At 72.8% G+C, this 16,771-nt stretch carries 17 protein-coding genes and 2 rRNA genes; 7 read left to right on the top strand and 12 right to left on the bottom strand.

Translation table 11 applies throughout. From position 1 onward, the window contains the following. Positions 1 to 79: 79 nt before the first annotated feature. From Q0817_RS01365 to pknB, 3 genes are read left to right on the top strand one after another with little or no spacing between them, the layout of a single operon-like run. A complete protein-coding gene (locus Q0817_RS01365) occupies positions 80 to 1,525 on the top strand; it encodes a penicillin-binding protein 2 (protein WP_298583111.1) in 1,446 nt (481 codons plus the stop codon). Beyond that, positions 1,522 to 3,276 carry a protein kinase domain-containing protein gene (locus Q0817_RS01360; protein ID WP_298583108.1) on the top strand — a complete coding sequence of 585 codons (1,755 nt, stop codon included), beginning with the start codon at positions 1,522 to 1,524 and terminating at the stop codon, positions 3,274 to 3,276. Before Q0817_RS01365 ends, Q0817_RS01360 begins: the two co-directional genes overlap by 4 nt. A 3-nt stretch (positions 3,277 to 3,279) precedes the next feature. Next, positions 3,280 to 5,325, top strand: coding sequence for a Stk1 family PASTA domain-containing Ser/Thr kinase (pknB, locus tag Q0817_RS01355; RefSeq protein WP_298583105.1), 2,046 nt, complete (start codon positions 3,280 to 3,282; stop codon positions 5,323 to 5,325). 122 nt (positions 5,326 to 5,447) lie between these two features. Here pknB and Q0817_RS01350 read toward each other — a convergent pair whose 3' ends face one another. Further along, the gene (locus Q0817_RS01350) at positions 5,448 to 6,086 is read right to left on the bottom strand and encodes an aminodeoxychorismate/anthranilate synthase component II (RefSeq protein ID WP_298583102.1); all 639 of its coding nucleotides are present in this window, start codon (positions 6,084 to 6,086) and stop codon (positions 5,448 to 5,450) included. A 142-nt stretch (positions 6,087 to 6,228) separates the two neighbouring features. On the opposite strand from Q0817_RS01350, the gene Q0817_RS01345 reads away from it, so the two are divergent. Further along, positions 6,229 to 6,630, top strand: a complete 402-nt coding sequence (locus Q0817_RS01345) for a cell division protein CrgA (protein WP_298583100.1) — start codon at positions 6,229 to 6,231, stop codon at positions 6,628 to 6,630. Further along, positions 6,627 to 6,833, top strand: coding sequence for a hypothetical protein (locus Q0817_RS01340; RefSeq protein ID WP_298583097.1), 207 nt, complete (start codon positions 6,627 to 6,629; stop codon positions 6,831 to 6,833). Before Q0817_RS01345 ends, Q0817_RS01340 begins: the two co-directional genes overlap by 4 nt. A gap of 84 nt (positions 6,834 to 6,917) precedes the next feature. On the opposite strand, the gene Q0817_RS01335 is transcribed toward Q0817_RS01340, so the two are convergent. The 4 genes from Q0817_RS01335 to Q0817_RS01320 all read right to left on the bottom strand — a co-directional run bounded on the left by Q0817_RS01335 (position 6,918) and on the right by Q0817_RS01320 (position 9,811). Continuing rightward, positions 6,918 to 7,514: a YceI family protein gene (locus tag Q0817_RS01335; protein ID WP_298583094.1), complete on the bottom strand. Its 597-nt coding sequence runs from the start codon at positions 7,512 to 7,514 to the stop codon at positions 6,918 to 6,920. A 119-nt stretch (positions 7,515 to 7,633) separates the two neighbouring features. Next, complete coding sequence (locus tag Q0817_RS01330) at positions 7,634 to 8,338, bottom strand: flavin reductase family protein (RefSeq protein ID WP_366139846.1); 705 nt, start codon at positions 8,336 to 8,338, stop codon at positions 7,634 to 7,636. Positions 8,339 to 8,548: 210 nt separating this feature from the next. After that, a complete protein-coding gene (locus Q0817_RS01325; RefSeq protein ID WP_298583091.1) occupies positions 8,549 to 9,100 on the bottom strand; it encodes a flavin reductase family protein in 552 nt (183 codons plus the stop codon). A 21-nt stretch (positions 9,101 to 9,121) separates the two neighbouring features. Then, entirely contained in the window at positions 9,122 to 9,811 is a 690-nt protein-coding gene (locus tag Q0817_RS01320; RefSeq protein WP_298583088.1) for an alpha-ketoglutarate-dependent dioxygenase AlkB, read from the bottom strand. Positions 9,812 to 9,967: 156 nt separating this feature from the next. Here Q0817_RS01320 and Q0817_RS01315 point away from each other — a divergent pair, with 156 nt between their 5' ends. Together Q0817_RS01315 and Q0817_RS01310 are read left to right on the top strand one after the other, a co-directional pair. Then, positions 9,968 to 10,987, top strand: coding sequence for an LLM class flavin-dependent oxidoreductase (locus Q0817_RS01315; RefSeq protein ID WP_298583085.1), 1,020 nt, complete (start codon positions 9,968 to 9,970; stop codon positions 10,985 to 10,987). A gap of 78 nt (positions 10,988 to 11,065) precedes the next feature. Then, positions 11,066 to 11,902: a GDSL-type esterase/lipase family protein gene (locus Q0817_RS01310; RefSeq protein ID WP_298583082.1), complete on the top strand. Its 837-nt coding sequence runs from the start codon at positions 11,066 to 11,068 to the stop codon at positions 11,900 to 11,902. Positions 11,903 to 12,002: 100 nt separating this feature from the next. Here Q0817_RS01310 and Q0817_RS01305 read toward each other — a convergent pair whose 3' ends face one another. The 7 genes from Q0817_RS01305 to Q0817_RS01275 form a co-directional block, all read right to left on the bottom strand. Continuing rightward, entirely contained in the window at positions 12,003 to 12,650 is a 648-nt protein-coding gene (locus Q0817_RS01305; RefSeq protein WP_298583079.1) for a DUF3618 domain-containing protein, read from the bottom strand. Then, the gene (locus tag Q0817_RS01300; RefSeq protein ID WP_298583076.1) at positions 12,647 to 13,120 is read right to left on the bottom strand and encodes a phage holin family protein; all 474 of its coding nucleotides are present in this window, start codon (positions 13,118 to 13,120) and stop codon (positions 12,647 to 12,649) included. The genes Q0817_RS01305 and Q0817_RS01300 overlap by 4 nt, the downstream gene beginning before the upstream one ends. After that, complete coding sequence (locus tag Q0817_RS01295; RefSeq protein ID WP_298583073.1) at positions 13,117 to 13,926, bottom strand: hypothetical protein; 810 nt, start codon at positions 13,924 to 13,926, stop codon at positions 13,117 to 13,119. Before Q0817_RS01295 ends, Q0817_RS01300 begins: the two co-directional genes overlap by 4 nt. A 135-nt stretch (positions 13,927 to 14,061) precedes the next feature. Beyond that, entirely contained in the window at positions 14,062 to 15,000 is a 939-nt protein-coding gene (locus Q0817_RS01290) for an SDR family oxidoreductase (RefSeq protein ID WP_298583071.1), read from the bottom strand. A 163-nt stretch (positions 15,001 to 15,163) separates the two neighbouring features. Next, complete coding sequence (locus tag Q0817_RS01285) at positions 15,164 to 15,976, bottom strand: alpha/beta fold hydrolase (protein ID WP_298583068.1); 813 nt, start codon at positions 15,974 to 15,976, stop codon at positions 15,164 to 15,166. A gap of 297 nt (positions 15,977 to 16,273) precedes the next feature. Next, positions 16,274 to 16,390, bottom strand: a 5S ribosomal RNA gene (gene rrf, locus Q0817_RS01280). A gap of 191 nt (positions 16,391 to 16,581) precedes the next feature. Next, positions 16,582 to 16,771: ribosomal RNA gene (locus Q0817_RS01275) — 23S ribosomal RNA — on the bottom strand; the annotation flags it as partial.

The following is a 16,771-nucleotide window of genomic DNA, read 5'->3' as shown; positions in this document are numbered from 1 at the left end:
CCGAGGCGATGTCCCGCCTCACCGACCAGGACCGCAGGGACCCCGGAGGGTCCCGGAGCACCGAGAACGGAGGAGCATCGTGAACCGGGCGATCCGACACACCTGGGTGGCCGGCGTGGCGATCTTCACCGTGCTGCTCCTCGCGCTGACCTACGTGCAGTTCTTCGCGGCGCGCACCCTCGAGGCGCACCCGTGGAACAACCGCAGCCTCTACGACCAGTTCGGCGCGGACCGCGGGGCGATCCTCGTGGACGGCGACCCGAAGGCCTCCTCCGAGCCCTCGGAGGACGACTTCGAGTACCAGCGCGTCTACGCGGACCCGCTGACCTACGGGCACCTGACGGGCTACTTCTCCCTGGTCTACGGCGCCACGGGACTCGAGGCGGCCCTCGGCGAGGAGCTCTCCGGCGCCTCCGACGAGCAGTTCTACGACCGCGTGGTCTCGATGTTCTCCGGGAACCAGCCCACGGGCGCGTCGGTCGAGCTCACCATCGACCCCGAGCTGCAGCAGACCGCCGCCGACGTGCTGCAGGGCCGGAAGGGCTCGGTCGTGGCCCTCGACCCGGAGACGGGCGCGATCCTCGCCATGGTCTCGAGCCCCGGCTACGACCCCAACGAGCTGGCCTCGCACGACTCGGGCTCCGTGATCGCCGCCGCGGAACGGCTCAACGCGGACCCCGAGGAGCCCCTCGTCAACCGGGCCGTCGCCGGGGACCTCTACGCCCCCGCCTCGACGTTCAAGATCATCGACACCGTGGCCGCCCTCGAGTCCGGGGACTACACCACGGAGACCCTGATCCCGAACCCCCAGGAGCTGCCGTTGCCCGGCACCGACGTGACCCTGCCCAACTTCGTGGGCGGCGGGTGCACGGCGCGCGCCCAAGCGGACCTGGAGTTCGCGCTCGAGCAGTCCTGCAACACGCCGTTCGCCCAGATCGCCCTCGATCTCGGGGAGGACAGGATCCGGCAGACGGCCCAGGCGTTCGGCTACGGGGAGCCCCTCTCGGTCCCGCTCAAGGTGACGCCGTCGATCTTCCCCGAGGAGCTCAACGACGCCCAGCTCGCGCTCTCCTCCATCGGGCAGTACGACGTGCGCACCACGCCGCTGCAGGTGGCCATGACGAGCGCCGCCATCGCGAACGACGGCGTGATGATGAAGCCCCAGCTCGTGGAGACCGTGCGCTCCGCGGACCTGTCCGTGATCGACGCGTTCACCCCGGAGCAGCTGCGCCGCTCCACCAGCGCGGACGTCGCCGAGACCGTCACGGACCTGATGGTCGAGGTCGTCGAGGACGGGATCGCCCAGGGCGCGGCCGTGCCCGGGGTGGAGGTGGCCGGCAAGACGGGCACCGCCGAGATCGGCTCGGAGGAGGGCCTCAACGACTCCTGGTTCACCGGCTTCGCCCCCGCCGACGACCCGCAGATCGCCGTCGCCGTCGTCCTCGAGGACGTGGACGTGGCGACCGGCTCCACCCAGACCACCACGGGCGCCAAGCAACTCTTCGAGGCGGTGTTGAACAAGTGAGACCATCGTCGAGCACCGTCCTGGGCGGGCGCTACGCACTGACCGACCGGATCGCGATCGGCGGCATGGGAGAGGTGTGGAAGGCCAAGGACCGCGTCCTGGGCCGCATCGTGGCCGTGAAGATCCTCAAGGAGGAGTACAACGGGGACCCGAACTTCCTGCAGCGCTTCCGCGCGGAGGCCCGGCACACCGCCCTGCTGAACCACCCCGGTGTCGCCAACGTCTTCGACTACGGCGAGGAGGAGGGATCCGCCTTCCTCGTGATGGAGCTGGTCCCCGGCGAGCCGCTGTCCAACATCATCGAGCGGCAGAAGACGCTCGAGCCGGACACGGTGCTCAACTACATCGGGCAGACGGCCCGGGCGCTGGCGGCCGCGCACGCCCAGGGGCTGGTGCACCGCGACGTGAAGCCGGGCAACCTCATCATCACCCCGGACAACCGGGTGAAGGTCACGGACTTCGGGATCGCCCGCCTGGCGGACCAGGTGCCCCTCACGGCCACCGGACAGGTCATGGGCACCGCCCAGTACCTCGCGCCGGAACAGGCCACGGGCCAGACCGCCACGGGGTCCTCGGACATCTACTCGCTGGGCATCATCGGCTACGAGTGCCTGGCCGGGCGCCGCCCGTTCACCGGGGAGTCGCAGATCGCGATCGCCCTCGCCCAGGTCAACGACCCGCCGCCGCCGCTGTCCGAGAGCGTGCCCGAGACCGTGCGGGCGCTGCTGATGTCGATGCTCGCGAAGGACCCCAAGGACCGCCCGGCCACGGCCGGCGCGCTGGGCACCGCCGTGGACGCGATCCGCCGCGGGGACGAGGACGCCGCGGTCGCGGCCGTCCCCGGGATGCGCCCGTTCCTCGACCTGCCCGACGACGACGCCACCCAGGCGTTCGAACCGGTGCGCGACGAGCCGACCCAGGTCCTGGACCGCGAGGGCACCGCGGCCGCCGCGGCCGCCGGCGCCGCCGCCGGGACCGCGCGCCCCATCACCGCCGAGCTGGAGGTCGTCGAGGACCCCCAGGGACCCGGGGACGACGTCCGGGGCCACGGCACCGGCGCGGCACGGTCCGAGGAGCGCACGGACCGCCGCTCGGTGTGGTCCTGGCTGCTGCCGGTGCTCCTGGTGCTGCTCGTCGTGGCGGGGCTGGTGTGGTTCCTCCTGCTCCGCGATCCGGCGCCCGTGGGCCAGGAGCCGTCCCCCACGGGCACCGTCTCCACCTCGCCGGTGCCCGGGGAGCCGTCCTCCGCCGCGGCGGAGGCGCCCGACGCGGCGGACACGGTGGAGGTCCTCGCCGCCCGGTACGAGGGCCGCCCGGTGGACGAGGTGGTGCAGGAGCTCTCGGACCTGGGCTTCCCCGTGGAGCGCTCGGGCCGGACCGCGGACGAGGAGGCGAACACCGTCCTGTCCCTGAACCCCGTGGGGCAGGTGGCGCGGAGCACCACCATCACGGTGGTCTACTCGACGGGCCCGGACACCGTGGAGCTCCCCTCGGGGATGGTCGGCCGGGCCGCCGATCCGCTCATCGACGAGATCCGGCTCCTGGGCGTGAACATCATCCGCTACGACGAGACGACCGAGGACGCCGAGCCCGGGACCGTGCTGCGCACCCAGCCCCTGGGCGGGTCCACCGTCCGCCCCGGCGACACCATCGAGATGTGGGTCGCCGCGGCGCCGGAGACCGCTCCCGCCCCCACCACCGGATCGCCCGCGACCACCGCGACACCGACCGGGCCCGGCCAGGAGGACTGAGCCGTGCCGGGCCGGAACCCCGTCCCTCCCCTGATCAACGACCGCTACGAGGTGGGCGAGACCATCGGCCGCGGCGGGATGGCCACCGTCCACCTCGGCCGGGACCGGCGGCTGGGCCGGCGGGTGGCCATCAAGGTGCTGCGCCCCGAACTGGCCCGGGACGGCACCTTCCACGAGCGGTTCAAGCGCGAGGCGCAGTCCGTGGCGGCCCTGAACCACCACTCGATCGTCTCGGTCTACGACACGGGCGAGATCCTCGCGGAGACCGACGAGGGCGTGGACCGGCCGTTCATCGTGATGGAGTACGTGCCCGGCCGGACCCTGCGCGAGCTGATCCACGAGAACGCCGTCACGCCCCGGGAGGCCGTGGACATCACGCTCGGCATCCTCGACGCCCTGGAGTACAGCCACCGGGCGGGCATCGTCCACCGGGACATCAAGCCGGCCAACGTGATCGTGACCCCGGAGCGGCAGATCAAGGTCATGGACTTCGGCATCGCCCGGGCCGTGGAGGACACGTCACCGGCCCTGACGCAGGCCCAGGCCGTCCTCGGCACCGCGCAGTACCTCTCCCCGGAGCAGGCCCGGGGCGAGTCCGTGGACGCCCGCTCCGACCTCTACTCCGCCGCGTGCGTGCTCTTCGAGATGCTCACGGGGCGGGCACCGTTCGTGGGCGGGTCCTCGGTGGACATCGCCGCCCAGCACGTCCGGGACCGCCCTCCCGCGCCCTCCGAGCTGGATCCCCGGCTCGGCGGGCGCGTCGACGAGTTCCTGGGCAAGGCCCTCGCCAAGGACCGCTCCGCCCGCTTCCAGGACGCCGGGCAGATGCGCCGGGCGCTGCGCGAGCTGCGCCCCGCGGTGCCCGGGGACCTGGACGCCACCCAGCCGATGCAGGCGGTGCGGGGGCGGGACGAGGACACGAAGACCCTCCCGCCCGTTCCGGTGCCCGCGGCGGCGGTGCCGGCCCCGCCCACGGCGGAGGGGACGGCCGTGGCCGCGGCGCCGGTGGCAGCGGACCCCCCGGACCGGGCGTCGACGCCCGGCCGGCGCCGCCGGCGCAGTCCCCTCCGCGCGGCACTGCTCGGGCTGCTCGTCCTCGTGGTCCTCGCCGTCCTCGGGATCGTGGCGCTCCAGTGGATCCAGGACCAGCGCAGCGGGCCCGCGCTCGTCGCCGTCCCCTACGTGGCGGGGATGGACGCGTCGGTGGCCGAGACGGTGCTGCGCAACGCAGACCTCGTGCCGCAGCGCGAGGAGGTCTTCGACGCCGAGGTGCCCGAGGGCGACGTCGTCGGCACCGACCCCGCGGCCGACACCCAGGTCGAGGAGGGCTCCACCGTGGTCCTCGGCGTCTCGAGGGGGCCCTCCGAGGTGGAGGTCCCCGACGATCTCGTGGGCCGGTCCGAGGAGGACGCACGGGAGGCGCTGGAGTCCGCCGGGCTCGAGGCCGCCGGGGCCACCCGCTCGGTGAACAGCTCCTGGGTGCCCCAGGGGATGCTGGTCGCGACCGACCCGGCCGGCGGGACCACCGTCCGGAGCGGCTCGGAGGTGCAGCTCGTGCTGTCCACGGGACGCGTGACCGTGCCGCAGGTCGTGGGCATGAGCCGGCAGGAGGCCGTCGCCGTCCTCGGCGCGGACGCGGCCCGCCTGTCGGCCGAGGTCGTCACCACCCCTCGGGCCGGGGTGCCGGCCGGGCAGGTCCTGGACCAGAGCGTCGACGCCGGCCAGTCCGTGCCGCAGGGCTCGACGATCACGCTCACCGTGGCGGTCGCCCCCGAGCCGACCCGGGCTCCGGCGCCCACCCCGTCGCCCACGACCTCGCCGTCCCCGGAGGCGACCGAGGAGGACGAGGAGCCCGAGGAGAGCCCCGCACCGGAGGACGAGGACGGGTCCGAGCCCACGACCTCCCCGGAGGCCTCCCCCGACGCGTCTCCGGACGCCGCCCCGGACGCCGAGGCCCTCGGCGAGCAGGAGGGCGTCCCGGAACGCGCGGCCGCCCGGGCCCGCGAGGCGCTCGAGCAGGCCGAGGACCGCCGGACCCGGCGCGAGTAGCGGCCCCGGACGCGCATCAGCCGGGCCCGCGCAGCGGCTCAGCCCGCGCAGCGGCCCCGCGCAGGAGCGGCCAGGACGGCGGCGCGCGAAGGCGTGCGGGGTCTCGGGAGCGCGGGGTGCGGTCAGACGGTGATCAGCGGGGACAGCGACGCGGCGGCGCGGGCCGCGCCCTTGAGCCCCACGAGCTCGAGCCAGTTGCCGAGCATGAGGTAGCCGCCCTCCGTGAGGACGGACTCGGGGTGGAACTGCAGTCCGTGCAGCGGGGCGCTCTTGTGCCGCAGCCCCATGATCACCCCGTTCGGGGTGCGCGCGGTGACCTCGAGGACGTCGGGCACGGACTGGTCCACCACGGCGAGCGAGTGGTAGCGGGTCGCCGTGAACGGGCTGGGCACCGTGCCGAAGACGCTCGTGCCGTTGTGCTCCACCCGGGAGGTCTTCCCGTGCATGAGCTCCTCGGCGTGGGTGACGGTCCCCCCGTACGCCTCCGCGAGGGCCTGGTGGCCGAGGCAGACGCCGAGCAGCGGCTGCTGCGTCTGCTCGGCGTGGCGGATCAGGGCGGTGCACACGCCGGCGTCGGCCGGAGCGCCCGGCCCGGGAGAGAGGAGGACGCCCTGGTGCTCGTCGGCGAGCGCGCACGCCGCGGCCTCGTCGAGGTCGTCGTTGCGGATGACCGTGGTCTTGGCGCCGAGCTGCTCGAGGTAGCCGACGAGGGTGTAGACGAAGCTGTCGTAGTTGTCCACGACGAGGATCTTGACGGTCACAGGATCTCCTGGGAGTGGGGTGCCTCTCGGCGGGTGCGCCCGTCCAGCTTACGCGTCCGCGGAAAGGCACGCACCGGGCGGCTAGACTGGTGCACCGGACCCCCCGCCGTGCAGACGGCCCGCTTGGTGACCAGGAGGATCAGTGCCCGAGTCCAAGAACCGCCGCAAGAAGCCCGCCCGCCGCCCGAGCGGCTCCGGACGGACCGCTCCGGCCACCGCCCCGACCGTCGACGCGGAGCTGGCGCGGCTGGCCGCGGAGGGGCTGCCCGGCGGCTCCACCGCCTTCGATCCGGAGGCCGCGGCCAACGCGGTGGCGCAGGAGCTCACCGAGCGCTCCCGGCACGGCTCCCCGGAGACCCACGCACCGACGCCCACCTGGTACAAGGCCATCATGCTGGGCCTGCTGGTGGTCGGGCTGCTGTGGCTCATCCTCTACTACCTCTTCCAGGGCGCCTACCCCGTGCCCGGGATCGGCACGTGGAACATCGCGGTCGGCCTGGCCCTCATGATGGCGGGCCTGATCATGACGACGAAGTGGCGGTGACCTCGGTGCCCCCGGCCGGCCCCGGCCCGGAGGACCCGCGCGAGCCCTCCCCCAAGCCCCTGAAGGACGAGATCGCCGAGTCCCGGCCGAAGGACGGACGGCGGCTGAACCCCGCGACGTTCGAGGTGCGGCTGCGCCGGTGGGCGCTGCTGCTGCTGATCGCGGGACCAGTGGTCTGGTTCCTGGTACAGCAGCTCCGCTAGCACCGGTCACGACCTGCACAGCTGTGGCCCGCGCCCCTTCCGGGGAGCGGGCCACAGCCGTGCGCGCGGGGCGGTCCTGCGGGATCAGGCCTCGGCCGAGACGGCCTCCTGGCCCTCGACGGTCTCCTCGGGGTCGTTCTGGGGCGCGGTGAACGCGACGTCGAGGCTGATGACGACCTTGTCGGAGACGAGCACCCCGCCGGCCTCCATCGCGGCGTTCCAGGTGATGCCGAAGTCCTTGCGGGAGATGGCGGTCTCGGCGGAGAACCCGGCACGGGTCACGCCGAAGGCGTCGACGACCACGCCGCTGAACTCGGTGGCGAGCTCGACGGTGCGGGTCACGCCCTTGATGGTCAGCTCACCCGTGATGGTGCCCTCCTCGCCGTCGAACGCCACAGCGGTCGAGGTGAAGGTCATCGTGGGGTGCTCCTCGACCGCGAAGAAGTCGGCGCTGCGCACGTGGGCGTCGCGGTCCGCGTTCTTGGTGTCGATGGAGGCCATCCGGACGGTGGCGCTCAGGGTCGAGTTCTCGACCGGGTCGGTGATCTCGAGCTGCGCGTCGACCTCGCCGAAGGTGCCGCGCACCTTGGAGATGCCGGCGTGACGGACGGCGAAGCCGACCTCGGAGTGGGCGGGGTCGAAGGTCCAGGAACCGGGAACGAGACCGTTGAGCTGGGACATGGTGTTCTCCTTGGTGAGCGACGAGCAATTGGTTGCTTCGTCAACTACTCTACGAGCACCTTGGTGATGTGTCAACAAGAATGTCGGAGGAATGTCCGGCGGCGCGCGGCCCCGGGCGCTCAGGCCTCGGGGTCCAGGGCGGAGCGGTCGTTGAGCTCGTGGAAGCGGCGGCGGTGGTAGACGAGCGGGACGCCCGTGCCCTCGTGGCCGAGGACGTCGACCACGGCGGCGTTGAACACGAGCGCGGGGCCGGCCTTGATCCGGGCCAGCGGGACGGCGCGCAGGACCCGGGCGACGCTCAGCAGCCGGGGCTCTCCCGTCTCCAGGTACTCCCACGGCATGTCCGCCCCGAAGCGAGGGGCCCCGGAGACGGCGAAGGACCGGGCGAGGTCCAGGTTCTCGGCGTCGAGCAGGTGCACCAGGAAGGAGTCGGCCTCGGCCAGCAGCGCGGCCGAGCCCTGGCGGGCCTGCAACGAGAAGCCGAGGATCGGCGGGACGACCGACACGGATGACACCGAGGACGCCGTCAGGCCGACCGGCCCCTCGGGACCGCGTGCGGTGATGATCGCGACCCCCGCCGGGTGGTGGGCGAACGCCGCCTTGAACGCCTCCCCCACCTGCTCGAGGTCCTCGAGGTGGTCGGCCGGGATCTCGAGGTCGGCGACCTCCGCGGCCGCGCGCTCGGCCGGCCCGCCGGGCCGCGGGACCGCGCTCAGCCGGGACTCCTCCACCGCCTGCTCCGGTGACCGCTCCGGCGCGCCGCCGGTGGGCGCGCCGTCGTCGTGCCCTCGGCGAGGTCGGCGTTCGTGGTGCTGGGCCGCCATGAGAGTCCTTCCGTGAAGTGCCGTGGGTGGATGCCGCCGGGGCGGCCCCACCCGCCCACGCTACGACCGGAACCGGCGCGGGAGACAATCGATTCCGCCGCTGACGGGGCAGGGGACACCCGACGTCACAGTCTTGCACGGGCGCGGTTCTCGTGTCCGGTGCCGCTGTGCCACGGGATCACGGGATCACGGGATCACGGGATCACGGGATCACCGGGCCAGGCCCCGGTAGCCGCGCGCGTAGTGCACCAGCGGGTCGTCCGCCCGCGCCTCGGCGACCCCGCGGCCCATCGCGGTCACCTGGCCGACGACGATCCGGTGCGTCGCGGCAGTGTGCACGGCCACCGTGGAGAGCTCGAACCACGCGAGCGCCCCGTCCAACACCGGCGCCCCCGAGCGCGGCGCGCGCCGGAAGGCCACGCCGTCGAGCAGCCCCTCGACCGGATTGCCGGGGCTCGCGAGCCAGTTGGCGATCCCCTCCTGGTCGCGGCGCAGCACGGAGAGCGTCCACGCGCCGGAGGACTCCACGGCGTCGCAGATCCGCCCCTCCTCGAAGAGGCTCACGAGCATGGTCGGCGGGTCGTAGGAGACGTCGAGGAATCCGGTCACGGTCGCGGCGACGTCACGCCGCCGGTGCCGGGCGGCCACGACCGCCACGCCGGAGGCGATGTCGGCGGCGAGCAGACGGTAGGCGCCGACGACCTCGGCGTCCGGCGCCGCCGGGTCGATCAGCTGGGCCGGTGCGGGATCGGGGAGCTCCATGCCGCCAGTCTGGCACGGGGCTCAGCGGAGCGCCCCGGACCGTCCCGTCATGCGGAGGGTGAGGTTCAGCCGCCCGCCCTTCATGCCCAGCTCGGCGGCCCCGGTGCCGGGACGGACGCGCGGCACCCCGTGGAACGCGTAGCGGGAGGGACCGCCGAAGACGAACAGGTCTCCGCTGCGCAGCTCCACGTCCCGGTACGGCGCCGAGCGGGTCTGCGTGTTCCCGAAGCGGAAGACGCAGGCGTCCCCCAGGGAGAGGGAGACGATCGGCGCGGCGGAGGCCTCGTCCTTGTCCTGGTGCATGCCCATCCGGGCGTCGGCGTCGTAGAAGTTCACCAGGGCGGTGTCCGGCCGGTAGTCCTGCGTGTCCGGGCTGCCGGGTCCGTAGGCCTCCAGCACGGCCCGGCGGCCCAGCTCGGTCAGCCACGGGGGCATGTCCGGTGCGCGTTTGTGCTCCCCGGTGCGCAGGTAGCGGTAGGGCGCCCAGTCCCAGCCCAGCGTCGTGGAGCGCACCGACATCCGGCCGCCGCCCGGGAGCACCGCGTGACGCATGGGCGCCGGTCCCACGGCCCACTCCCGGCAGCGGAGCACGAGCTCCCGCTGCTCCTCGGGCCCGAGCCACCCGGGGACGTGGACGGCACCGGGAGCGATCTCGGCGCGCTCCCGCGGCAGCTCGAACAGCTCGGGCGGCGGGGTCGAGGGGTCGATCATGCTGCCGAGCGTAGCCGCGAGCGCCGACACCGCGCACCGGGCGCCCGGCGCGGAGGGCCGCGCGCCCGGCCCGGCGCCGGTGTGGGGCCCGCCACGGCGGACCCCGGACGAGAGGAGTAGCGTGGAGGGTCTCCCGATCCCCAGGAAAGGTCCGCCGTGCCGCTGCCCCTGTCCGTCATCGACTTCGCCACCGTCCGCCGGGGCGCGTCCGTGGGCGAGAGCTTCGCCGACTCCGTGCGGCTCGCCCAGCACGCCGAGCGGCTGGGCTATCTGCGGGTCTGGTACTCGGAGCACCACAACATGCCCACGATCGCCTCCTCGGCCCCCGCCGTGCTGATCGCCCACGTCGCGGCGCACACCTCCACCATCCGGCTGGGCGCGGGCGGGGTCATGCTGCCCAACCACTCCCCCCTCGTGATCGCGGAGCAGTTCGGCACGCTCGCCGAGCTGCACCCCGGACGCATCGACCTGGGCCTGGGCCGCGCCCCCGGCACGGACCAGCGGACGGTGCGCGCCCTGCGCCGCGACCCCTCGGCCGCCGAGCAGTTCCCGCAGGACGTCCGTGAGCTGCAGGGCTATCTCAGCGACCGCTCGATCGTCCCGGCGGTCAGCGCCGTGCCGGGCGCCGGAACGGACGTGCCCCTCACGGTCCTGGGCTCCTCGCTGTTCGGCGCCCAGCTCGCCGCGGCCTACGGGCTGCCCTACGCCTTCGCCTCGCACTTCGCCCCCGACGCCCTCGTGGACGCCGTGGCCGCCTACCGCGCCGGGTTCCGGCCCTCCGAGCAGCTCGCGGAGCCCTACGTCGTCGCGGCCGTCAACGTCATCGCCGCGGACACCACCGAGGACGCCGCGGAGCAGCTGGGGACCGCCCGGCGCGAACGGGTGCGCGCCATGGTGGGCCGCGGCCGCGACCTGAGCGAGGCCGAGCTGGACATGGTGATGCACAGCCCCGCCGGGCAGCAGATCCTGCACATGCTGCACTGGTCGACGGCGGGCACGGGCGCCGAGGTCCGGTCCTATCTCGAGCACTTCGCGGCCACGGCGGACGCCGACGAGCTCATGATCGCCCCCGCGTCCCCCACCCAGGAGCAGGTGCTGCGCTCCCTCGACATCCTGGCCGGGGCCTGGGGAGCGGGCACCCCGGCGGATCTTCCGTCCCGGGCGTCCCGACTGTAAATTCAGGGAGTCACCGGCGTCCGCCGCCACGGCGCCGACCTCCGGGAGGCGCCACCCCCTGCCGAAAGGTCCTCCCCCATGAGCTCCGTCACCGTCCGACGCACCGTCACCGCCCTGGCCTCGGCGCTCGCCCTCGCCGGCGCGGCCGCGTCCCCCGCCGCCGCGGCACCGCGCACCATCGAGCTCGTCAACCTCGGCGACTCCTACTCCGCGGCCTTCGGCACGGGTGGTCTCCAACAGGTCGACGGCCTTCCCGGCTGCCTCCAGGGCACGGGACGGGACCACGTCGACAAGCTGGCGGCGCACCCCCGCGTCGAGGTGACCCTGGACGCGGCCTGCGCCGGCTACGAGACGCACGAGGTGCGGGGTCTCGTCGACGAGCAGCCCGTGGCCGAGGCCCTCTCGGACGCCGATGTGGTGACCCTGACCATGGGGGGCAACGACATCGGGTGGGCACAGTTCATCCAGGCGTGCAGCGCCCCGTTCGAGGCCGCCGGCGGGCCGGGGACGTGCGACGCCATGCTCGCCGGGGCGCCCGCGCTCATCGCCGGCGCCGCCGGCTCCGCGGCCGGGACCGTCGCCGCCATCGACGCGGCGTCGGACGCGCGCATCGTGGTCCTGGGCTATCCGCCCCTCTTCGACGAGCGGCAGGACACCCCGCTGCTCTCCGCGGAGCGGGCCGCCCAGCTCAACGACTGGACCGACGAGCTCAACGCCGCTCTCGCGGCGGCCGTGGAGGAGGAGGGTGCCGTGTTCGTGGACGTCACCGATCGTTTCCGCGGCCACGGCGTCGGCTCGCCGGATCCGTGGATCCTCTTCGATCTCGAGAGCGAGCACAATCTGCACCCGACCGAGCGCGGCTACCTCTCCGGCTACTTCCCGGGGCTCCTGAGCGAGGTCGCCCGGGCACGCTGACCGGTTCCCGGACAGGACGAAGGCCCCGGATCGGTGATCCGGGGCCTTCGTCCTGTCCGGTGCGTCACCGGGTCCCGGCCGGGGTGCGGCCGGGCCGGCGTCAGGCGTTCTTCGTCTCGTCCTTCACGGACTGCGCCGAACCCTGGGCGGAGGACTTCAGCTGCTGGGCCTCCCCCTGGCCCTGCGCCTTGACCTCCTGGGCGCCGGACTGCGCGGTGTCCTTGACGGACTGCGCAGCCTCCTGCGCCGGCTCCTTCAGGTCCTGGGCGACCTCCTGCGCCATGCCCTTCGCGGACTCGACCGCGTGCTGGGCGTGGGGCTGGACCCGGTCCGCCGCGTCGGAGACGAGCTCCTGCTCCTTCTGCGTGGAGGGCAGCAGCGAGCCGACGAGCCATCCGGCGCCGAGGGCGATCAGACCGGCGGCCAGGGGGTTGCCGCGGGTCTTCGCCCTGGCGTTGGCCGGGGCGTTCTGCACGGCGCCGCGGGCCTGCTCGGCACGGAGGGCCGCCTGGTCCTTCACGTCACCGGTGGAGTAGCCGCCCCCGGTGTACTGGTCGTCGGAAGAACCCATGACGCGCTCCTTCACTCCTTGCACCGTGCCCTGGACCGAGCTGCGGACCTTGTCCTTCTGCCGCTCGACGACGCGCTCGGGCGTCACCTTCTCGGCGACGGCGTCGACGTCGGAGCCGAGTCGAGCGCGGGTGGCCTCGATGTCGGCCCGGATCTGTTCGGGGTTCTGCTGGCTCATCGGTTCTCCTTCTTGGAGGGCTTCACGGTGTCCGGGATCTCCGTGACGGTCTCACGGGTCAGGGGCAGCGGATCCTGGGTCGCGTCCGTCATCTCCCGCTTGCCCTTGTTGAGGTTCTTCTTGCCGAGGGCGGCCAGAACGCCGGCGACGACGGCCCAGACGACCGCCACGATCACCGAGGACCAGACGAGCCCCACCAGGCTGCTCAGCGCCCACATCAGGGCGAGGGACAGGAAGAGCAGGACGAAGTGACCGGCCACGCCAGCCCCCGCGAGCATGCCGGCACCCTTGCCCGCGTCCGTGGCGGACTGCTTGGCCTCCTGCACGGTCTGCGTCGCCTCGGCCTTGGCCAGCGCGATCTCCTGCTGGATGAGGGTGGAGAGGTTGGTGCTCAGCGACTTGAACATCGCACCGAGCGACTCGTGCTCCGCCCTGTCCTCGGCGTCCGAGGGAGGAATGGGGTGGCTCATCGACGGTCGCCCTCCTGTTCCGGGTAGACGGTGCCGGGCACGCGGTCGGTGTAGGTGCGGGCCGCCTCGCCCTGCTCGTCGGAGCGGTAGGCGTAGGGGTCGGCCGGGGTGTAGCCCGAGGTCTCGGTCGCCGTGAGGTTGCGGTCGTAGCCCTGGTCGTAGACGGAGCCCGTGGGAACACCCGTGCCGGCCGACGCGCCCTGGTCCTGCCGGCCGGATGCCCCGAAGTACTCCTTGGCGCCCTGGCGGTCGGTCGCGATCTCGTCGCTGTCCTTGACGCCGCGGGTGGCGCGGCCGGCGAGAAGACCGATGCCGGCGGCCACGGCCAGGAACGTGCCGGGACGGCGGGCCGCGAACCGGCGGACGTCCTCCAGCAGGTCCTTGGCGTCCTTGTTCTCCAGCGACGACGCAACGGACTCCACGCGGCCCGAGACGCTGCCCAGCATGCCGGTCACGTAGTCGGACTCCGGCTTCTCGCCGCGGGACAGGGCGTTGATCTCGTCGCTCACGGAGCGGACGGTCGAGGCGAGGCGCTCCTGCTGCGGACCGACCTGCTGCCGGAGGTCGCTCCGGAGCTGGCCGAAGAGGTCCTGCGCCTGGTGCGCGGCCTCCTCCTTGACCGCCACGGCCTGATCCTTGGCCGTCTCCTTGACGCGCTGGCCGGAGTCCGCGGCCTCGCGCTTGAGCTGGTTCGCCTCGGCCTTGCCGTGCTCCGCGGCGACGTCCTTCTTGGAGGAGGTGCCGGTCTCGGCCGGGTGGCTCGAGCCTGCCTCGTAGGGGGTGGGGTCATAGGGGTTGGTGGTCATGATTCCGCCTTTCTGGCACATTTCATAAGTCCACTGATGGTGCGGGCTGGTCCCAGCCTAGGGGGAAGGCCGCGCGGGGCCAAGACCCTCCGCCGGATCGGCGCCCGTTCCGGGCGCTGGTCCGGCGGCGGAGTCTCACGGCGACGGGCTGCCGCCGTTGACGTTGAGGGTCTCGCCGATGACGTAGCTGGACTCGGACGAGGCCAGGAACACGTAGGCAGGGGCCAGCTCGGTGGGCTGGCCGGCCCTGCCGAGGGGCGTCGACTGCCCGAACTCGGGCAGCGCCTCCTTCGGCTGCCCGTCCGAGACCTGGAGGGGAGTCCAGAACGGCCCCGGCGCCACGGCGTTGACGCGGATGCCCTTCGGGGCCAGCTGCTGGCCGAGGCCCTTGGTGAAGTTGTTGATCGCCGCCTTGGTGGACGCGTAGTCGAGGAGGTCCGGTGACGGCTGGTAGGCCTGGATCGACGTCGTGTTGATGATGGACGATCCCTCCGGCAGGTGCCGCAGCGCCGCCTTGGTGATCCGGAACATCGCCACGATGTTGACCGTGAAGGTGTCGGTCAGCTGCTCGTCGCTCAGGTCCTCGAGGCGCTCGACCGCCACCTGCTTGCCGGCGTTGTTGACGAGGATGTCGAGGCCGCCCAGTCCCTCCACGGCGTTCTCGACGAGGGTCTCGCAGAACGTCCTGTCGGTCAGGTCCCCGGGCAGGAGGACGGCCGTGCGGCCGGCCTTCTCGATGATCCCCTTGACCACCTGCGCGTCGGGCTCCTCGTCCGGGAGGTAGTTCAGGGCGACGTCAGCGCCCTCCTTGGCGAACGCGATGGCGACGGCCGCGCCGATGCCCGAGTCCGCCCCGGTGATCAGGGCCTTGCGCCCCGTCAGGCGGCCGGTGCCCCGGTAGGAGAACTCCCCGCGGTCGGTCTTCGGCTCGAGCTCGACATCCAGGCCCGGCTCGGGCTGGTCCTGCTCCGGGGGCGCCAGGACGGGGTAGCGCGTCACGGGGTTCTGGAACGCGAGCTGGTCCACCGACTCGCGGTCGGCGTCCTCCGGGTTCCCGTTGCTCGTCTCGGTCATGTCCACATCCTTTCGTCGTGCGCTGATCTTGACAGCATACTGATGACTACGGTGGGACGACACCGGTTCTCTCTCGGAGAACAGAGGACCCCGTGCTCCCGCGGCGGAGGAACGGCCGAGGAAGCACGGGGTGCGGGAAGGTGATGCCGCGGAGCAGCCGGCCTCAGGCGTCGAGACGACGCAGGAAGGCGTCCAGGGCCTCGTCGAACGCGGCCGGCTGCTCGATGTTGGGGGTGTGGCCGGCCCCGTCGACGACGACGAGCTCCGCCCCGGGCGCCAGCTCGACCATCCGCCGGCCGGCGCCGCCGTCGAAGGCGTCGTCCGCGCCCACCACGACCAGCACGGGGATCCGGGCGCCGCGGAGCAGCTCGGTGAAGTCCCGGCGCTCGGCGCGCCCGCGCATCGCCGCGGCGGCACCCTTCGCGGGGGCCCCCTGGAGCATCGCGAGGACCTCCGCCGCCACCTCGGGGCGCGACTCCACCGTGGACTCGGCGACCATCTTGGCCAGGACGTTGCGACCGTAGGCCTCCATCCCCCCGGTCAGGATGGCGTCCGCGGTGACGTGACGGCGCCTCCGGCCCTCGGCGTCCTCGGCCTCGGGAACGGTGTCGTTGACGACCAGCGCCCGGACCCGGCCGGGGTGCCGGTGCAGGAGCTCCATGGCGATCTGGCCGGACATGGAGAACCCGACCACCACCGCCCGGTCGATCCCCAGGTGGTCGAGCAGACCGGCGACGTCGTCGGCGAACTCCTCCGTGTAGACGATCCCCTCGGTGATCCCCGTTTCGCCGAAGCCGCGCAGGTCGGGGGCGAGCACGCGCCATCCCCGGCCGGCGAACACCTCGATCTGGCGGGACCACATGCTCCGGTCGTAGGCATGACCGTGCAGCAGGAGCAGCACGGGCCCCTCCCCCCGGTCCGTGTAGGTCATGGTGACCCCGTTGATCCGGGCGGTGGCGGGACTGACGTCGGGCATGGTGGGAGACCCCTCTCTCGGGCGTTCGGCAGGAACGCTCCCAGGGTAGCGAACGCTGCCCTCGCGGAGACGTGTCCTCATCCGCCGCGGTGCCGTGCCGAAATCATCTGCCGACGCCGCAGGCCGGTCGCGACCCGGCGTCGCCGGTGCCGAGGGTGCCCTCGTCGGGGCAGCCCGGGGCACAGCACTCCGGGACGTCGGCGTGGTCGTCGGGCCCGGAGCGGGCCGGCATCGAGGGGCGTGTTAAATGCGGGGAGCCCCCGCACGGTGTGCGGGGGCTCGACCCTTTCTGGTGTGGTCCGGCGGTGTCCTACTCTCCCACACCCTTCCGGGTGCAGTACCATCGGCGCTGCGGGTCTTAGCTTCCGGGTTCGGGATGGGACCGGGCGTTTCCCCCACGCTATGACCGCCGTAACTCTGCCTCCCCGCACCCCGCCCGGATCGTGCACCGGTGGTGGTGGGGGGAAATCTGGTCACAGTCTCATGCTGCGGTGATTCAGTTGTGGTTCCGGCCAACGGGTTGTTGGTTGGGAGCCGTATAGTGGACGCGGTGTTCTGTGGTGTTCCCACCCGTGGTCCCAACACGTGTTGGGGGGGGGTGGGGTGTGGTGTAAGTTGTCGGCGTATTAGTACCGGTCGGCTGCACACGTCGTTGGTTCGTGCTTCCACCTCCGGCCTATCAACCCAGTGGTCTAGCTGGGGGCCTCTCACACCAATAGGTGCATGGAAATCTCATCTCGAAGCGAGCTTCCCGCTTAGATGCTTTCAGCGGTTATCTCTTCCGAACGTAGCGAA

The organism is uncultured Kocuria sp., assembly GCF_947500125.1.
Taxonomy (GTDB): domain Bacteria; phylum Actinomycetota; class Actinomycetes; order Actinomycetales; family Micrococcaceae; genus Kocuria.
This window is presented reverse-complemented; position numbering and strand designations above follow the sequence as displayed.